At 69.4% G+C, this 17922-nt stretch carries 19 protein-coding genes; 4 read left to right on the forward strand and 15 right to left on the reverse strand.

Going from position 1 to position 17922, the window contains the following annotated elements; translation table 11 throughout:
* Window positions 1-19 precede the first annotated feature (19 nt).
* The 8 genes from LR394_RS33950 to LR394_RS33985 form a co-directional block, all read right to left on the reverse strand.
* The gene (locus LR394_RS33950) at window positions 20-379 is read right to left on the reverse strand and encodes a VOC family protein (RefSeq protein WP_231448730.1); all 360 of its coding nucleotides are present in this window, start codon (window positions 377-379) and stop codon (window positions 20-22) included.
* A gap of 66 nt (window positions 380-445) precedes the next feature.
* Window positions 446-1279 carry a MerR family transcriptional regulator gene (locus LR394_RS33955; RefSeq protein ID WP_231448731.1) on the reverse strand — a complete coding sequence of 278 codons (834 nt, stop codon included), beginning with the start codon at window positions 1277-1279 and terminating at the stop codon, window positions 446-448.
* A gap of 62 nt (window positions 1280-1341) precedes the next feature.
* A complete protein-coding gene (locus LR394_RS33960; protein ID WP_231448732.1) occupies window positions 1342-1992 on the reverse strand; it encodes a LysE family translocator in 651 nt (216 codons plus the stop codon).
* A gap of 26 nt (window positions 1993-2018) precedes the next feature.
* A complete protein-coding gene (locus tag LR394_RS33965) occupies window positions 2019-2747 on the reverse strand; it encodes a DUF1345 domain-containing protein (RefSeq protein WP_231448733.1) in 729 nt (242 codons plus the stop codon).
* A 120-nt stretch (window positions 2748-2867) separates the two neighbouring features.
* On the reverse strand, window positions 2868-3845 hold the full coding sequence (locus LR394_RS33970; protein ID WP_231448734.1) for an NAD-dependent epimerase/dehydratase family protein: 978 nt from the start codon (window positions 3843-3845) through the stop codon (window positions 2868-2870).
* A gap of 125 nt (window positions 3846-3970) precedes the next feature.
* Window positions 3971-4930, reverse strand: coding sequence for an NAD(P)-dependent alcohol dehydrogenase (locus LR394_RS33975; RefSeq protein WP_231448735.1), 960 nt, complete (start codon window positions 4928-4930; stop codon window positions 3971-3973).
* Between the two features lie 98 nt (window positions 4931-5028).
* Window positions 5029-5505: an NUDIX domain-containing protein gene (locus LR394_RS33980; RefSeq protein WP_231448736.1), complete on the reverse strand. Its 477-nt coding sequence runs from the start codon at window positions 5503-5505 to the stop codon at window positions 5029-5031.
* A 10-nt stretch (window positions 5506-5515) separates the two neighbouring features.
* A complete protein-coding gene (locus LR394_RS33985) occupies window positions 5516-6016 on the reverse strand; it encodes a GNAT family N-acetyltransferase (RefSeq protein WP_407937184.1) in 501 nt (166 codons plus the stop codon).
* A 77-nt stretch (window positions 6017-6093) separates the two neighbouring features.
* Here LR394_RS33985 and LR394_RS33990 point away from each other — a divergent pair, with 77 nt between their 5' ends.
* Complete coding sequence (locus tag LR394_RS33990; protein WP_231448738.1) at window positions 6094-6987, forward strand: sigma-70 family RNA polymerase sigma factor; 894 nt, start codon at window positions 6094-6096, stop codon at window positions 6985-6987.
* Here LR394_RS33990 and LR394_RS33995 read toward each other — a convergent pair.
* Window positions 6984-7823 carry an NmrA family NAD(P)-binding protein gene (locus LR394_RS33995; protein ID WP_231448739.1) on the reverse strand — a complete coding sequence of 280 codons (840 nt, stop codon included), beginning with the start codon at window positions 7821-7823 and terminating at the stop codon, window positions 6984-6986. The genes LR394_RS33990 and LR394_RS33995 overlap by 4 nt on opposite strands.
* A gap of 95 nt (window positions 7824-7918) precedes the next feature.
* Between LR394_RS33995 and LR394_RS34000 the strand changes: the two genes are divergently transcribed.
* Window positions 7919-8605, forward strand: coding sequence for a TetR/AcrR family transcriptional regulator (locus LR394_RS34000; RefSeq protein ID WP_231448740.1), 687 nt, complete (start codon window positions 7919-7921; stop codon window positions 8603-8605).
* A 32-nt stretch (window positions 8606-8637) separates the two neighbouring features.
* On the opposite strand, the gene LR394_RS43390 is transcribed toward LR394_RS34000, so the two are convergent.
* Window positions 8638-10095 carry a GGDEF domain-containing protein gene (locus tag LR394_RS43390; RefSeq protein WP_231448741.1) on the reverse strand — a complete coding sequence of 486 codons (1458 nt, stop codon included), beginning with the start codon at window positions 10093-10095 and terminating at the stop codon, window positions 8638-8640.
* Between the two features lie 4 nt (window positions 10096-10099).
* Window positions 10100-11590 (reverse strand): GGDEF domain-containing protein, encoded by a 1491-nt coding sequence (locus LR394_RS43395; protein ID WP_231448742.1) that lies wholly within the window; start codon window positions 11588-11590, stop codon window positions 10100-10102.
* 204 nt (window positions 11591-11794) lie between these two features.
* Between LR394_RS43395 and LR394_RS34015 the strand changes: the two genes are divergently transcribed.
* On the forward strand, window positions 11795-13231 hold the full coding sequence (locus LR394_RS34015; protein ID WP_231448743.1) for an FAD-binding oxidoreductase: 1437 nt from the start codon (window positions 11795-11797) through the stop codon (window positions 13229-13231).
* 9 nt (window positions 13232-13240) lie between these two features.
* Here LR394_RS34015 and LR394_RS34020 read toward each other — a convergent pair whose 3' ends face one another.
* Both LR394_RS34020 and LR394_RS34025 read right to left on the reverse strand, forming a co-directional pair.
* Window positions 13241-14269: an NADPH:quinone reductase gene (locus LR394_RS34020; RefSeq protein WP_231448744.1), complete on the reverse strand. Its 1029-nt coding sequence runs from the start codon at window positions 14267-14269 to the stop codon at window positions 13241-13243.
* A gap of 43 nt (window positions 14270-14312) precedes the next feature.
* On the reverse strand, window positions 14313-15401 hold the full coding sequence (locus LR394_RS34025) for a hypothetical protein (RefSeq protein ID WP_231448745.1): 1089 nt from the start codon (window positions 15399-15401) through the stop codon (window positions 14313-14315).
* Window positions 15402-15493: 92 nt separating this feature from the next.
* Between LR394_RS34025 and LR394_RS34030 the strand changes: the two genes are divergently transcribed.
* Window positions 15494-16045 (forward strand): SHOCT domain-containing protein, encoded by a 552-nt coding sequence (locus LR394_RS34030; protein ID WP_231448746.1) that lies wholly within the window; start codon window positions 15494-15496, stop codon window positions 16043-16045.
* Here LR394_RS34030 and LR394_RS34035 read toward each other — a convergent pair whose 3' ends face one another.
* Window positions 16046-16702: a response regulator gene (locus LR394_RS34035; protein WP_231448747.1), complete on the reverse strand. Its 657-nt coding sequence runs from the start codon at window positions 16700-16702 to the stop codon at window positions 16046-16048. It lies immediately after the preceding gene.
* Complete coding sequence (locus LR394_RS34040) at window positions 16699-17850, reverse strand: sensor histidine kinase (protein ID WP_231448748.1); 1152 nt, start codon at window positions 17848-17850, stop codon at window positions 16699-16701. Before LR394_RS34040 ends, LR394_RS34035 begins: the two co-directional genes overlap by 4 nt.
* Window positions 17851-17922: the final 72 nt, after the last annotated feature.

Raw genomic sequence — 17922 nt, forward strand, 5'->3', positions numbered from 1 at the left:
ACAGCCCCTGACGAACAGGTCAGTGACCGACCGCAAGGTCGAACTCGTTGCCCTCCGGATCCTGCAGGCACACCCAGTGAATGCCGTACTCCCGGTGCTCAGACACCTGCGTGGCCCCGAGCGCCAGGATCCGCTCCAGCTCCTTCTGCCAGTCCGAACCCTCGGACAGACCCAGATCCAGGTGCAGACGATTCTTGGACTGCTTACCCTCCGGAACCGCGAGCAACATCAACGACGTCTCACCCGGACCACCCGGCAAGGTGGCGACGAACTGGTTGGCGCCGTCCCCGACCGGACGATCCAGCACCGCCGACCAGAACCCGGCCAGCTTCTGCGCATCCGAACAGTCGATGACCACCTGAGCAATGTTGACCGACATGACGAAACTCCCTCAGTAGAAACCGAACCCACCCGCAGAAAGCGGAACGGGGCAGACCTGCACTACTCAGCCCGGAACATGGGTGATGGGCCAGCAGACCTCGGTCCGCAACGCCGACGGATCCTGCGTGTCCGCCGGACTGATCAGATAGTTCTCCCGGATCGGCCCCTCGGCCGCGATCCCTAGATCATGCACGTGCTCACCCAGGGCTCCGTACGTCCGGTCGATATCGGCATACGGCCCGTGATGCACCGCAATCGCATACGGCTGCGCATCCAGCACCTGGGTGCGCACATCCCCAAGCCCAGCCCCCTGCGCCCGATCAGCAGAATCAACCGGCAGCAACGCCGTCACCGAACGCCCCTGCCCACTGAACCACGCACCCGAGTACAACGCGCCACCCGCACCCGAGGGCCACGTCTCCCATTGCCGGGCCGCCACGAACAACCGCGGAAACACCCCCTGACACCACCGCGCAATCTCCTCCTGCGAGACCTCATCGGTGAACGACAGCACGCTCTCACTCTCACCCGGCCGATACGACACACTCAGCCCCGCACCGTCGTCCGCCAGCATCGAACGCAATGACCCCACCGCCGTCGCCGTCTCGATCAGCTCCTGCTGCAACCGCTCCAGATGCAACCCGATCACCGCGTTGCGCTCGCTGCCCTCGGGCGCGGCCAGCACCTCGCGGATCTGCGGCACCGGCATCCGCACGTCCCGCAGCCGCCGGATCAGCTGGGCCTGCGGTACCTGCCCGGGCGTGTAGTAGCGGTACCCGGTGGCAGCATCGATCACGGCCGGAACCAGCAGATCCACATCGTGGTAGTGACGCAGCGTCTTGGCCGTCAGGTGCGTCAGCCGGGAGAACTCCCCGACCAGGAACAAGGTCTCGGACACGGATCCAGAATGAGGCTTCCCCTAGGGGGAAGGTCCAGCCGACACCACACCCGCCCCTCAGCTCAGTGCTGCCGGACCGCCAGATCCACCCCGAACCCGATCAGCACCACACCCGTCACCCCGTCCAGCGAGCGCTGCGCCGTACGCCGCCGGACCCGCAAACGCCGCAGCACCGCACCGATCCGCTCCACCCCCAGAATCAGCGCGGTGAACCACACCATGCCCTCGATGTCGTGCACCAGGGCCAGCAGCACACCCATCAGCAGGTGACTCGTGCCCTCGGGGATGAACTGCGGAATCATCGCCATGTAGAAAACCCCGATCTTCGGGTTCAGCAGGTTCGTCGTCATCCCGCGCCGGTACGACACCAGCAACCGCGGCCGCCCCTCAACCGCCGCACCGAGCTCGACCGACGCGCTCCGGCGCCACAGCGAGCGCAACAACCCGAACCCCATCCACACCAAGTAGCCCGCGCCGGCGAACCGCAGCACGGTGTACGCCGTCTCCGAGGCCGTCAGCAGCGCAGTAGCCCCCGCAGCAGCGGCAACACCCCAGATCAGCGCGCCGGTGTTGATCCCCAGGGCAGTAGCGAACGCGTGCGCCCGACCGTGGGCGGCGGCACTGCGCAGCACCAGAGCGGTATCCAGGCCAGGCATGATCGTCAGGAGCCCGGCGACCAGCGCGAACGAGGCCAGAGCCGAGAGTATGTCCACAGTCCAGGATCCTCCCCGGATCGGAGTCAGGCGGTGACCAGCCCCAGCACCATGCCCAGAATGGCAGTGTTGTAGACGAACGCCAGCAGGGTGTGGCAGAGCACGACACCCCGCATACGGGTGGTCTGGACGCTGACGTCGGACGTGGAGAAGGCAATGCCGACGGTGAACGCGAAATAGGCGTAGTCCAGGAGCGTCACCGGCCCCCGACCAGGGAAGTCCAGGTGCCGCTCGTCCTGCACCGTCTCCAGATTCATCCGGGCGTAGCGCTCGGTGTACACCAGCTGCAGCATCAGCCAGGCCACGACGACCATGATCATGCTCATCCAGCGCAACGCGGAGCCGTCCTCGTCGGCGCTGTGGCGCGACACCAGGATGTTCATCCCGCTGTCCAGCACGATGATGGACGTACCCACCAGGATCAGCCGGTTGAGCCGGCGCCCGGCGAACCGGGTGTGCCAGCGTGAGTCACCCTTGTACGACTTACGGATACGCCAGACCCGCAGGAGCGACCACAGCAGACCTACCACGACCCAGACACCACCGAAGACAATGGTGAAGGCCGTGCTGGCGGTCAGCTCGCCGTCCCGCGAGCCCTCACCGCTCAGGGCGACCGAGATCAGGGCCGGCCCGGTCGCCAGAAGGAAGAGGTAGTCCAGAATCCGGCTGTACCAAGGAGCCCGGGCGGGAGTCAGCCGCCCACCCTCTTCATCTCCGACTTCGCCGACCGCAGAACCCACAGATCCCTGAACCACGCCGTTTCCCAACCTTTTGCACCGCTGATGGGGTTGAGAATATCCGTTGATCGCCAACCGAAACCTAAGGCCTGTTATCAAACAAAGGACGTGGGGCGTCCGTTGGTAGGCACTGTTGCCTTAGCCGGTGTAGACGCCCGTCGGCTCCGAATGATAACCCTTCCAGCCGACATTCAGGGCCAGCTCGCTGCGCCATTCACCGGTAGCCAGGGCCCGGTCCGCAACCGCGGCGAACGTGTGAGCCGGCTTCCAGCCCAGGTCAGCCTGCGCCTTGGCACTGTCGTAGACCCGGTCCAGAACCGGAAACATGATCCAGCCCGCTTCGTCGTAGCGCGCCATCAGTTCAGGAAAGAGCGTACGGACGACGGTGGGCGCGTCGAGCGCGAGCTGTGCAGCTTGGTCACGGGTGAACGGGGTGGGCGCGCTGATCACGTAACGCCCGAAGCCCAGCGCCGGCGCCTTCTCCGCCGCCAGGAGGTGGGCCTCCACGACGTCCATCAATTCCACTCGGCGGTAGAGGAATTCGTTCACCTTGAGATTCGTGTCCGCGAACGACGTCCGGATGTCATCCCGATCGTCCGCCTCCGGGAAGAACCGCGACGTCTTCAGCACCACCACAGGCAGCCCACGATCTCGCGCCGCCAGCTCACACAGGTCCTCCGCCGCGACTTTCGTGGCACCGTAGATGTTGCGCACCTGGGGTACGACGCCCTCATCGATCCAGGCCACCGGCTCACCGACGGCCGGAGTCATCGCTCGCCCGAAGGTACTGGTGCTACTGGTGAAGACCACACTGCGGACCCCCGCCGCAGCCGCCGCTTCCAGAACATTCAGCGTCCCGGACACATTCACGTCGATGAAATCCTGCTGACTGTGCGAACCGACGTGCGGCTTGTGCAAAGTCGCTGCGTGCAGCACAAACTCCACGCCGGACACCGCCGAGCGCACCACCTCAGCGTCAGCGACCGAGCCGACCACCGTGGTGAACGGCCCCGGCAGCACATCAAACCCGACAACCTCATGCCCCCGAGCCCGCAGAGTGCGCACCTGCGCTTCCCCCAGATGCCCCGACGATCCAGTGACCAGATACCGGCTCATGCAACCCTCTCCAGAAGCGAACCCAACCCCCGGCCCAGAAAGTAGCCTTCCCTGTCCTGTGAATGCTTGAGAATATTGCGTTCAAGAAAATGTAAAGGCCTGTTATCAAGGCACTTGAAGTTCCCTCAGGGGGTCAGCAGCACGCGGCCGCGCAGGCCTCCGCTCTCGAAGGCGCGGTGGGCGGCGGTGGCCTGCTCGAAGGGGTAGACCGAGTCGATCACCGGGCGGATAAACTTCTCCTCCACGTGCCGGGCGGCCTCGGCGATGCAATGGTTGGGCGGCTGGGCGATGAACGTGCTCATCCGGGGGCCGCCGGCCAGGCTGATCACCCGGCCTGCGGCGACCGAGGCCAGGGCCCCAGGGGTGGCGGCCAGGGTGACCATGCGCCCGCCGGGGGCCAGACGTCGACGCCAGTTCATCAGGCCGGTACCGACGGTGTCGACGATGACGTCGACCAGCCGGATGTCTGCGGGCCTGGTGGTGGCGTAGTCGAAAACTTCGGAGGCGCCGAGCGACTGGGCCAGGTCGGTGTTGGCGGCGTTGGTGAGGGCGATCACGTGAGCGCCGAGCGCGTTGGCCAGCTGGACCACGGCCGAGCCGACCGCGCCGGTCGCCCCGCGCACCAGGACCCGCTCCCCCGCCAGGAGGCGAGCGGCCTCACGGAGGGTGCGCACGGCCATGGTGGCGGGCATGACGGTGGCGGCGGCGCCCAGGTCGGTCACGTCAGCAGGGGCGGCGGTGACGTGGGCTTGCTCGAAGAGGGCCGACTCGGCTGCCGAGCCCAGCCGGGCGCCGAACGCACGCCCGTCCCCCGTCACCGCCCAGACCCGCTGCCCGACGCTCACCGAACTGACGTCGGCACCGGTCGCCTCGACCTCGCCGACGGCGTCGATTCCGGTGCCCTTGGGGAACTTCCGGCCGGTCAGCAACCGCATCGAGCCGCTGCGCACGTGGACGTCGGCGGCGTTGACGCTGGTCGCGGCCACCCGGATGCGGACCTGGGTGGGGCCGGGCAGCGGGATCGGGACCTGCTCGACGGACAGCACTTCCGGCCCGCCGTACTGCGCGTACCGCACCGCGCGCATCGCCCATCCCCAGAGGTCGGCTCCTCGGACAAACCGAAGCCTAGTCCGATTCGCGAAATTCGCGGGTCGTGAGGCGCTCCTGATCCGCGAGGAGGGGTTCAGACCGTTCGCAGGGCCTCGCTCCAGCCGATGGTGGAGAAGCTCTCGCCCTGCACCCACAGGCGCACGATCTCCTGCGTGTAGCTCATCACCGGCGCCGTCGCGGCCAGTGCGGCCACCTCTTCCGGGCCCACCCAGCGCAGTTCGGAGCACAGGTGCGGCTCCATGATCTGCGGGTGGCCGGACCAGCGCCGGACCAGGAAGCCGAACCCGACCCGGGCCGGGCCCAGCGGCGGCCGGGCGTGGACCACCGCCACACAGGTGATGTCGTCACGGGCGACGAGGAGGCCGAGTTCCTCGCGCAGTTCCCGCTGAACCGTCGCGACGACGTCCTCTCCCTCCTCCACTCCCCCGCTGGGTAAGGCCCACATGCCGCTGGCCGGGGCCCGGCCCGAACGCTTGGTGAGCAGAATGTCGCCGTCGTCGTCCTCCAGCAGGACCAGGACGTCGAGAGGGCTGCGCAGTTGACCACTCATGCTGGTGTGACTAGGCCTCGTCGCCGGCCGGGGCGGCGGGCAGTTCGCAGGTCCAGTCGCCGTCCTCGTCCTTCTCCACGTCAACGAAACCGGCCGAGGCGTAGAGCTTGCGGGCGCCGGTGTTCTCCTCGTGCACCGACAGGCGCACGGCCGGGGCGTCGGGCAGTTCCTGCAGGTAGCCGATCAGGGTGAGCAGGGCAGCGCGGCCGACCCCGGTGTTCTGCTCGGTGGCGTCGATCAGCATGCCGCCGATCCAGTTGCAGCCGTCGTCCTCGTCGTAGGCATGCATGATGTGCCCCACCACGCCGTCGCCGGCGTACACGGCCAGCGAGTGCCACAGGCCCTCGCGCAGGCTGAGCAGGAGGTAGCGGGCGGCGGACTCGGCCACCCAGTCGCGCTGGTCGTCGCGGGGGACGATGTCGGCCACGGAGCGCCAGTTCTCGTCGTCCACGCCACGCAGGGTCACCTTGCGGCCGCTCTTGTCGGTCAGACCGGCGTCAATCGCTGCAATCACCCGCGTAACCCTCTCACGGCGCAACCCCGCACCTGTTCGTGGCCAGAAAGGGGCCGGGCAGGCCAGGGTGAAGCATGGACGGCGGGGACCGGTTCGAGGGGCATCGCGGGCATCTGCGGGCGGTTGCGTACCGGATGCTGGGCTCGCTGGACGAGGCCGACGACGTGGTGCAGGAGGCCTGGCTGCGGTACCGGCGCAGCGATCCGGCCGAGATCGAGAACCTGCGCGGCTGGCTGGTGACCGTGACCAGCCGGATCTGCCTGGATCAGCTGCGGGCCCGCAGCACCCGGCGGGAGGACTCCCTCGAGGACGAGCCGGGACGGCTGCCGGATCCGGTGATCACCGCGGCCGGCACCGATCCGGAGCACGAGGCGGTGCTGGCCGATGCGGTGGGCCTGGCCCTGCAGGTGGTGATCTCGGAACTGGCGCCGCCGGAGCGGGTGGCGTTCGTCCTGCACGACCTGTTCGCGGTGCCGTTCGCGGACATCGGCGATCTGCTCGGTCGTTCGCCCTCGGCGACCAAGCAACTGGCTCACCGCGCTCGACGGCGGGTGAGTGGAGCCGTCCCCAATTTCGCCGACCAGACCCCCTCCCGCCCGCCCGGCCGCTCCGCGCGGGAGGTGGTCGACGCGTTCTTTGCGGCTGCTCGTTCGGGGGACCTGGACCGGCTGGTGTCCGTGCTGGATCCGGACGTGGTGGTGCGGACCGACGGCGGCCTGGCCAACGCAGCGCTGACCAACGTGACCCGGGGCGCGCGGGCGGTGGCGATGCGGGCCCGCAGCTTCGCCAGTCCCCGGGCGGTGCTGCATCCGGTGCTGGTCAACGGCGATCCGGGGGTGATCGTCACGATGGCCGGGGTACCGGTGTCGGTGCTGGGCTTCACCGTGCGGGACGGCCAGGTGGTGGTGCTGCACGCCCTGGCCGATCCCGAACGTCTGGGCCGGCTGGATCTGGAGCAGTTCCTCTAAAGGACATCCTTGACCGTGCGCGGCTCGCGGCCCAGAAGAGACTTCAGCAGCGGGTCGGTACCGGCGAAGAAGCCCTGCTCAGCGGCCTGGTACATGCCGAGGGTGAAGCGCGCCACGAATTCCGGCTGCCCGGAGGCGATCTGGCGGGCTACCCACTGCTGCGGGTCGAGGACCTCGATGGTGATCGGCCGGCCGGCCACTTCCGAGGCAATGAGCGCGACCTCGGCGAAGGTCGGCGCTGCACCGGCCGTGAGGGTGACCGGCCCGTCGTAGGCACTCTCGGAGGTCAGGATGACCGCGGCGGCCTCGGCCGCGTCTTCACGGGCGGTCCACGACACCGGCCCGTCGGCGGGAACCGTGATCCGTCCGGTCTCCTTCCACGGGCCCGCCAGCCAGGTCAGGCTGTGCGCGTAGAAGCCGTTGCGCAGCGACGTCCACGGCAGCCCGGAGGCGGCCAGGATCTGCTCGGTGGCGTAGTGGTCACGCGCCGGCTTGAACAACGAGCCCGGCGCGGCGCCCTGGTGGCTGGTGTAGAGGATGCGCCCAACTCCTGCTCGCGCGGCCGCCTCGATGGCGTTGCGGTGCAGGGAGACCGCCTCGGCCGCCGGGTCGTTCGAGGAGACCAGGAGCAGCTGGTCGGCCCCCGCGAACGCGGCCGGCAGGGAGTCCACGGCGGCGTAGTCGCCGAAGCGGACCTCGACCCCGCGCTCGGCGAAACGCTCGGCCTTGGACACGTCACGGGTGACCACCGCGAGCTCCTGGGCGGGCACTCGCTGGAGCAGGTGGCCGACGGTCGCGCCGTTGAGGGCACCCGTGGCGCCGGTGACGATGATCATGACTGACTCCTTGTCGATAACGTTGATAGCGCAATAACGTTAACGTCGGAATCTCGGCGATAGCAAGTAGTCGTTAGCGTTGATATCGTGGCGCGGTGAGCGAAGCACCCGACCGGCGGACGGCGATCGTCGAGGTCGCCGCGCGCCTCCTGCGCGAGCACGGCCCCGCCGCCGTGACCACCCGCGCCGTCGCCCAGGAGGCCGGGGTTCAGGCCCCGGCGATCTACCGGCTCTTCGGCGACAAGGACGGCCTGCTGGAAGCGGTGGCCGAACACGTCATGGCCACCTTCGTGGCGCAGAAGGCCGCAACCGCGCTCGCGGCCGACCCGCTGGAGGATCTGCGGTCCGGCTGGCAGACCCAGATCGACTTCGGCCTGGCCAACCCGGCCGTCTTCCGCCTGCTCAGCGATCCCGGGCGGATCGTGCGCTCGCCCGCGGCCCGCCGGGGTCGCGAGGTCCTGCAGGCGCGCGTGCACCGGGTGGCCCTGATCGGGCGCCTGAGCGTGAGCGAGACCCGGGCCGTGGCCGTCATCCAGGCCTCAGGTGTCGGCACCATCCAGCTGCTGCTGGGCACCCCGCCCGGCGAACGCGATCCGGGCCTGGCCGACAGCATGTTCCAGGGCGTGCTCCAGCAGATCCTCACCGATGCTCCGGCCCCCACCGGCGATGCCACGACCGCCACACTGGTCGCCTTCCGGGCCCTCGCCCCCCGTCTGGACGCGTTGAGCCCGGCCGAGCAACGTCTCCTGGGCGAATGGCTGGACCGGGCTCTCGGTACCTGACGATCAGGACCATCCGGCCACCGGCGACTGAGTCACGGTGGCTTCGACGAAGCCGCCTCCGCAGGGCTGAGCCGCACCTCCTGACCTGCGAGATAGCTGCGGTTGCGCCCGCCCGCCTTGGCCCGGTACAGCTCCTCGTCCGCCACCTGCACGACACTCGCGGCGTCCAGCGAGCGGTCCCAGATCGCGATCCCGATCGAGCAGGTCTGGCCGAACGGGACCAAGGCGCGCAACCCGTCCACGATCGGCAGGCCGTCCTCGAGGTCGTCGCAGTGCAGGGCGACCGCGAACTCCTCACCGCCCCAGCGGGCGATCCGCCCGCCCGGGCCGAGGCCCAGGCTCCAGGCCCGGGCCGCCTCCTTCAGCAGGTCGTCGCCGGCCTGGTGGCCCTGGGTGTCGTTGTACTTCTTGAAGTGGTCGAGGTCGAGCAGGGCGATCAGCAGGACGCTCTGGTTCTGCTGGGCGGCGGCCATGCTGCGGGCCAGTTCGAAGTCCCAGGAACGTCGGTTGGCGACGCCGGTCAGCGCGTCGGAGCGGGCCATCAGGGCCAGGCGCTCGGACTGGCGGCGTACTTGCTGCAGCAGGTCCCAGATCCGGGCGACCACCATGACCAGCAGGACCAGGGAGCCGCCGGCCAGGAGCATGGCCGCCTGGTCCTGGCCCTGGACGGCCCGGATGACGAGCAGGGTCGCGGGCAGGCCGGCGGCCAGTGCCAGGATTCCTAGACGGGTCGTGGTGAGACCTGCCTCGTCCGGGGGCGGACCGCTGGTGTCCTCGTGGGCCGAGCTGGCGGCGCCGCAGGCCACCAGGAGGTAGAAGCAGGCCCAGAGCATGTTCATCCAGCGGGGGAAGTCCTGGGTGCCGCCGCTGAGCAGGATCACGTTCATGGCGAAGTCGGCGGTCAGGGAGCAGCTGCAGGCGGCGATCACCCAGAGGGCGGCTCGGCTGCGGGGTTTGGCGGCGATCAGCAGGCGGGCGACCAGGAAGACCAGGAGGACGTCCATCAGGGGGTAGAGGCTGCCGAACACCCGGTCGCTGACGGTCATGGTGGCGTCGGTGAGCAGGGGTAGAACGAGGAAGACCAGGGCCAGGACGGCTGCGGCGGTGGTGACGATGCCGGCGTCGAGCATGCCGCCCAGGGCAGGGCGGCGGTGGCGCTGACGGTCCAGGGCCAGTACCCCGCGGGCGCAGAAGAGGTAGGACGTGATGTAGAGGATGTCCACGGGCATGGCCCAGGCGTCGCTGTTGCGGAACTGCAGGAGCATCGACCAGATCTCGCCGCCGAACGCACTGGCCTGCATGGCGAGGAGCCAGAACCATGGACGTCGGGCGGCCGGGGGTAGCCGCCAGACGCTCAGCGCCAGGAATCCGGCCGAGGCGGCCACCGAGAGCGTGTAGACGATGACGGCCAGGTTGGTGGTCGGGTCCAGGAACGCCAGGAGGGCGATCAAGGTGAATGCGGGCAGGACCGGCAGGTAGCTGCGGGCCACGGGCTCAGACGCTCACGTTGCTGCCGGCCGAGTCGCCGGCCTTGCGCTGGGCCGGGATCCTGGGGACGGCCGCTGGTGGGGCGAGGACGGTGCGGTTACGGCCTTCGGACTTGGCCCGGTAGAGCGCTTCGTCGGCGCGCTGCAGCAGGCGCGGCGCTGATTCGCTGCCGTCCCAGCGGGCTGCGCCGACCGAGCAGGTCTGGCCCCGGGGAACGGCCTGTCTCAGCCGGTCCATCAGGTCCAGCGCGCCGGCCTCGTCGGGGCAGAGCATGAGCACGGCGAACTCCTCGCCGCCCCAGCGGGCCAGGACCCCGGCGCCGTCCACTTCCTTGAGCCAGGCCTGGGCCGCCTCGCGCAGCAGGTCGTCTCCCGCCTGGTGGCCCTGGGTGTCGTTGTACTTCTTGAAGTGGTCCAGGTCGAGCAGTCCGGCCATCAGCACCTTGGTCCTGCAGGCCCGGGCCGCGATCAGGTAGCGGTCCAGTTCCAGGTCCCAGGTGCGGCGGTTGGCCAGGCCGGTGAGGGGATCGGTGCGGGCCAGCACGGCCATCTGCTCGGAGGTGGCGTTCAGTTCGCGCAGCAGGTCCCAGATCCGGGCCACCAGCAGGGCGAGCATCAGGAGTGAGCCCAGGCCCAGGTGCAGGCCGTAGCCCGAGCGGTTGTCGGCGGCCAGGCTGACCTCGAGCACGGCCGGCAGACCGGCGGCGAAGGCGAGGAACGACAGCCGCCCGAGCGTCAGGCCGGAGGCCTGCGGGGGTGGGGGCGGAGCCTCGATGTCGCGCTGCGCATGGTAGGCCGCCAGAGCGTAGAACACGTAGGAGATCAGCCAGAACAGGTTCATCCAGCCCCGGGCCACGTCCGTGCCGGTCACCGCCTCGATGTTCTGCAGCGTGTCGGCCAGCACCACGCAGCTCAGACCGGCCGACAGGCACCAGATCGACAGCGTGCGGGTGCCGGTGGTGAACAGCAGCCGCACCACCAGCGACAACAGCACCACATCGGCCAGCGGGTAGGCCGAGCCCACCAGCTTACCCATCGCCGTCATGTCCGGGCTGGTCAGCACCGGAATCACCAGGAACACCAAGGACAGCACCAGAGCACTGGCCGAGACCACGATGGCATCCAGCAGACCACCGAACTGGGTCCGCGCCCCACGCTGACGGTCCACCAGCAACGTCCCCAAAGCCAACGGCACGTACCCGATCAGGTAGAACGCATCAGCCGGACTGGGCCAGACATCCGGCGCCGTCACCTGAAGGGTCTTCAGCCACACCTCGCCACAGGCCACCAACCCCAGCGCCGGCACGAACCACCGCCACGGACCCCGCCGGTACGACGGCAACGCCCGCATGGACAGCACCAGAAAGATGCCGGACATCAGCACCGAACCGAGGTAGGCGACCGAGGCACCCTGAGTATTGGGCTCGGGCAGCAAAGTCACCGCGATCGAGACGACCGCGAGCACAGCACAGGCACGCAGCACAAAGATCTGCGACACCCGCGCATGAGGCCGTTGACTCGACACGTAAATCCATCGACTCCCCGGCGCCGGACTGCATGCCGCACCGCCCGACCACCCTCCCGGACGATCTGACGTGACGGAAAGCGACAACGGGCATAACGTGCCATCTTGATCCGAACTTTTCCGGCCCTTGCGGCATCGAACCTCCACATCACCGGTTCGTTCACCAGGAGCGCCATGATGGCCACACAACCCAGCACCCTCGGCCGCCGTACCTTCATCGGCCTGGCCGCCGCCTTGGCGTACGGCTCGACTCAGACGCCGAAGGCCCAGGCCGCTGCCGCCCCCGACTGGGCCGGGCTACGCAAGAGCCTGGACGGCATCCTGCTCCTGCCCGGCGACAACGGCTACACCGAGGCCGCGCTCCCCTACAACATCGCCCTCGGCACCCGCACCCCCGCCGCGATCGCCCAGATCACCGGCCGCAACGACGTCAAACGCTGCATCACCCGGATCGCCGGGCAAGGCATCCCGATCGCCGCCCGCTCCGGCGGCCACAGCTACGCCGGCTACTCCACCCCCAACGGCGGACTGGTCATCGACGTCACCCGGGCCAACAAGATCACCATCAGCAACGACGGCACCGCCCAGATCGGCGCCGGCGCCCGCCTGGCCGACGTGTACAAGGCGCTCGCCGCCCGGGGCCGGGTTCTGCCGGGTGGTTCCTGCCCGACCGTCGGGATCGCCGGGCTCACCCTGGGCGGGGGCATCGGTGTGCTCTCGCGCCCCTACGGCCTGACCTGTGACCACCTGAAGTCGGCCCACGTCGTGACCGGCACCGGGGAACTGCTGAAGGTCGACGCCCAGCGCAACTCCGACCTGTTCTGGGCACTGCGCGGCGGCGGTGGCGGCCAGGGCGTCGTGGTGACCGACCTGACCTTCACCACCAGCGCCGCACCCACCGTCACCGTCTTCTCCCTGACCTTCCCCACCGCAGCCACCACCCGGGCGCTGAGTGCCTGGAGCCAGTGGATCGAGACTGCGCCCAAGGCGATCACCTCGGTATGCCACATCAACACCGGCACAGCCACCGACCCGGCCCCGCGCAACCGGATCGTGGGCACCTTCGTGGGCACCCCGTCCAAGCTTCCGCCCCACCTGAGCACCCTGATCGCCGCCGTCGGTACCGATCCCAGCGCCCGCAGCACCCAGAGCTACACCTACCTCGACGCCATGAAGTACTTCGCCGGCGGCAGGACCGGCCGGGAGAAGTTCCGCGCGGCCTCCCGCATCCTGAACGCCCCCCTGAGCACCGCCCAGGCTCAGCGGATCACCGACCTCATGGCCAGCCGGCGCGGCCTGGTGCTGCTGTTCGACTCCCTGGGCGGTGAGGTGGCCGACTTCGCCCCGGCCGACACCGCTTTCGTGCATCGCAAGGCCCTGGCCTCGGTGCAGATCTACACCTCCGACGCAGCCGGCGACCCGGCGGTGCTGGACCTGCAGACGGCGCTGGCCCCGGTAGCCGGCAAGGGCTCGTACGTGAACTACCTCAACGCCGGGCAGCAGGACTGGGCCAGCGCGTACTGGGGCAAGAACCGCACCCGGCTGACGAAGGTGGTCAAGAAGTACGACCCCAAGGGCGTGCTGGACTTCGCCCAGAGCGCCCGCCGGGCCTGACTACTGGGCCTACTCGGCGCCGACCTGAACCAGCACCTTGCCCACGGCAGCATGCTCGACCGCGTCATGGGCGGCGGCGATCTCGTCCAGCCCGAACCGCAGCAACGGCAGACCGTGCTCCTCACCGATCGGCAGCGCACCGTCCGCCACCGCCGCGGCCACGTCCTCAGCGGCCGCCAGCAACGCCGCATCGCCCACGGTGTAGAGCAGAACGAACTGCAGGCGCACGTTCGGCCCCATGCCCGCACCGATGTTCAGCGTGATGTCCTGCCCGCCGTCGTTCGCGTACAGCGCCACCACACCCCGCGGCTTCACCACGGCCAGGTCGATGCCCAGGTTCTGCGCCGGCGAGACCTCGACCACCACGTCCACGCCCTCGGGACAGACCTCACGAACCCGCGCCGCCACGTCCTCTGCCCGATAGTTGATGACGTGCTCGGCACCCGCGGCCCCCGCCAGCGCCGCCTTCTCCGGCCCGCTCACCGTGGTCAGCACCGTGGCTCCGGCCCAGCGCGCCAGCTGAATCGCCGCATGCCCGACCGCCCCGGCCCCACCCGCGACCAGCACCGCCTTGCCTTTCAGCGCGCCGGGCGCCAGCCGCGAAGGCCCGTCCTCGGCCACCGTCAGCGCCCGGTGCGCCGTCATCGCCGGTACCCCCAGCGACGCGCCCACCTCCAGCGAAACCTCGTCCGGGAGCTTCACCAGCCGACGCTCAGGCTGAACCGTGTACTCCTGCGCGGTGCCTGTCGCACCGTAGTCCGGCGCGGCCAGATAGATCCACACCCGGTCACCCGGAACCAGGCTGGTCACGCCCGGGCCCACCGCGTCCACGACGCCGGCGCCGTCCTGGTTCGGCACCGACTCACCGGCCCCACGTTCGCGGGTGCTGGCGCCCTTACGGCTTTTCCAGTCGGTCGGGTTGACCCCGGAGACGACCACGCGCACCCGTACCTCGCCCGGCCCGGGCCGCGGGATCTCGCGCTCGGTCAGGGACAGCACCCCGGCGTCGCCGGTCTCGGTGTAGACGATCGCGCGCACTGAACTTCCTCTCGTCGGTTCACGGACGCCGTTGCCAACCCGGCTACCTGGCCGTCTCTTCCCGACGCTGATACCGGAATCCCGCCAGCAACAAGGCACCCGCGACCAGGCCGAACAAGCCGTACCCCAGGAGCGAGACGCCGTCGGTGAAACCGGTGAAGTCACCGACGACGAACGAGAACGGCGCCCCCACAGTGATGGCGGCGGCCGCCAGCGCGAGCCGGTGCTGCTCACTCCAGCCTGGTTTTCGGCTCAGCCAGACGCCGACGAGGAAAGACCCAACGGCCAGGACGATCCCCGTTGTGGCGCCCAGCCAGGTCGGGGGCAGCACGTTGAAGAGCAGCAGAACCAGGGACGCGGTCAGCCAGGTGAGAACGGGCGAGGGCAGTTTGGTCGGTCGATCAGCACTGCCGGTGGTGTGGTCTGCCTGGCGTGACCCAGGCGACTGGCCCGTTTCAACGCCTCGCTCGGCTTTGCCGAGTTCACCCCCGCCTTCTTCGCCGGCAGTTCCAAATTTTCTGTCAGAAAATCGCGAAAGCCTGTTATCACCGGGATAGGCAAGGGCCACGAAGGCGAGAGCAAGCATCACCGTGAAACCCTGCTGCGGCAGCGTCGGCCAGTAGTCCTCGGTGGTGCGCGAGTCCGCCCCGATCAGCGCGAACCCACCGCCCAGCCAGGCCACCGTGCTCCAGTACCCGACCTGCCCCATCCACGGCGCATGGTCTCCCCCGCGCTCGGACAGGGCCTCCACGATCGCGATCGGCAGCGCGATGCTGTAGATGGCGTGGGTGACGATGAAGGCCATCCCCCAGTAGATGTTCCAGTCGATCCCCGGCACCACCGGCCCGCTCAGGTCGTACCCCGCGTAGTCCGGATCGAACATCGACGCATCGACCGCCCCGGCCAGGACCGCGCCGAAAGCCGCACCCAGCAACAGGATGCTCGGCCACCCCCGCCCGGACCCGCGGACGAACTCGCGCACCAGCAGCGCGGCCGCCCCGTACAGCGGCATCAGCCACGGAAGATTGACCAGGTCGTGCAGGGTGATACTGCCCAGCAGGTACTCGCCGCAGAACGGCGCCAGCAGAGCGAGACCGAAAACCGGCACAGCCCTGAACTTTTGCTCTCCCATGAGCAGCAACGCTAGAAGATCACCACCGCGGCCGGCATCGCTCCTGAGCATGAGATCCCGGGCGGCGCGAGGGAGCCTGCGACAATGGCCGGATGGATACCGGTTGGCTGACCTGGCTGCGTCGCGCTCCCGTGAGCGATCAGCTCCGGGCCGCCCAGATGCGCGAAGACCTGGTCGAGGCCGCCGACCGGGCCGCCTTCGGGCGCCCGTGCGAGGGTGAACTGGCCACTCTGGCAACGCTGCTGAGCGAGAACGAGGTGGTTCAGCAGCTCATCGAAGGCCGCCGCGGGAAGCAGGCCGGGCTGCTGGCCCTGACCACCCGGCGAGTGCTGTTCACCGCCGAGGGCACCGGCCCCCAGCAGGCACTGGTGATCGACCGGGCCGAGGTCCGGGCCGCTTCCGGTCAGGTGCACCGGGGCCTGGGCACTCTCACGCTGACCACCTCGGCGGGCGAACTGGTCGTGGATCAGATCCTGGGCACCCAGGCCGAGACCTTCGCCGAGAACACGCTGCGCTCCCCCGACACCGCACCGCCGACCGATCCCCTGGCCGAGCTCGCTCTGCTGAAGGCCCGGCACCAGGCCGGAACGATCGGCGACGCCGAGTTCGAGGCGCGCAAGCGTCAGCTGTTCGACGCCATCTGATCAACGGCGGGGCAGCACCAGCCCGGCGTCGTAGGCGGCGACCACGGCGTGCACCCGGTCCCGCAGCCCCAGCTTGCGCAGCACCGCCGACACGTGCGTCTTCACCGTGGCCTCGGTAATCCACAGCCGCGCCGCGATTTCGGCGTTGGACAGCGCGAGCGCCACCAGGCGCAGGATCTCCACCTCGCGTTCGGTGAGGGTGGCCAGGTCGGGCGGCGGACCGTCCGGGGACAGCGCGTTGAACCGCATGATCAGGCGGCGGGTGACCGAGGGGGCGAGCAGGGCGTCCCCGCGCACGACCACGCGGATGGCCTCGGCGAGGTCGGCCGGGCGCACGTCCTTCAGCAGGAAGCCACTGGCCCCGGCGCGCAGCGCGGCGTGCACCGCATCGTCCACGTCGTACGTGGTCAGCACCAGCACTCGCGTGCCTACCCCGGAGGCGACGATGCGGCGGGTGGCCTCCAGGCCGTCCATCACCGGCATCCGTACGTCCATCAGAACGATGTCGGGGGTGAGTTCCTGCGTCAGGCGCACGGCTTCGGCGCCGTCGGCGGCCTCCCCCACCACCTCCAGGTCCTCGCGCGCGTCCAGGATCATCCCGAACCCGCTGCGGACCAGCTCTTGGTCGTCGGCCACCAGCACCCGGATGCTGCTCACAGCCGCACCGCCGATTTCACCGGCAGCCGGGCAACCACCCGGAATCCGTCGTCCGGGGTTGGTCCTGCCTCCAACACTCCCCCGACCAAAGTTGCCCGCTCCCGCATACCCACGATCCCGCGTCCTACCCCACCAATTCCTTGTGGCCGAGGCTTTTCATCGCCCCGGCACATATTCTCCACCACGACCTGCAGCTCCCTTTCCCCCTGCAGCAGCCGCACCTGAGCCCCGGCCCCGCGGCCGTGCCGCAGAACATTCGTCAGCGACTCCTGCACGATCCGGAACGCGGTCAGCTGTACGCCCAACGGCAGCCCGGACATGTCCCCGTCGACCACCAGATCAACGTCAAGGCCCGCGGCTTCGATCGGTGCAACGATGTCCGGGCGCAGCCGGGCCAACGTGGGCTGAGGCGTAGTAACGGGGGACGGGGGTGTCGCCTTCACGGTCAGCTCCGGGTTCACGGCCGGGTCGGCCGCCAAGAGCCGGCGCAGTTCGCTCAGCGCATCCCGGCCGGTCGCCTCGATCGAGCGCAGGGCCTCGCGAGCGCGGTCGGGCCGGGCCTCGAACACGTCGTCGGCGGCCGCGGCCTGCACCACGATCACCGAGACGCTGTGCGCGATCACGTCGTGGATGTCACGGGCCAGGCGGGCCTGGTCCTCCACCGCGACCCGGGCAGCGGCCTGCTCGATCATCAGCCGGTGGCTGCGCAGCGCGAACGAGAACGCCCAGACGGCCACCACGACCACCATGGCGAACTCGATGTCCCCGGCCGGGTGCAGGTCCTGGCGTTTGGCCAGCCAGGTCAGGCCCAGCACACCGGCGAGCGCAGGCAGCGACCAGAACACCCGGCGGCGGGCGGTGATCGCCCACAACGCGATCAGCGCGGCGTAGGGGAACAGGCCGTGCGAGGCGTAGAACTGCGTGACGGCACCGGTCGCCAGGCTGACCGCCATCACGTGGACCGGGAACCGGCGGCGCCAGTACAGCACAATGCCCGAGGCCAGCGCCGCCGCGACGGTCGTCCAGCGCACGGCCGGGGACTCAGGCTGGGTGGCCCACTGCGCCACCGACCACATGAACAGCGCCATCCCCACCGCGAGGACGACGTCGAAGCAGCGCAGGAGCCGCCGCGGAACCCGTTTCAGCACAGATCTACGGTAGGCACGCCGACGGCCGGGGACATCCGTCGTGAGACGGAGATCCCCGGCCGTCGAAAACCA

Source organism: Kineosporia babensis (assembly GCF_021129305.1).
Taxonomy (GTDB): Bacteria; Actinomycetota; Actinomycetes; order Actinomycetales; family Kineosporiaceae; genus Kineosporia; species Kineosporia babensis.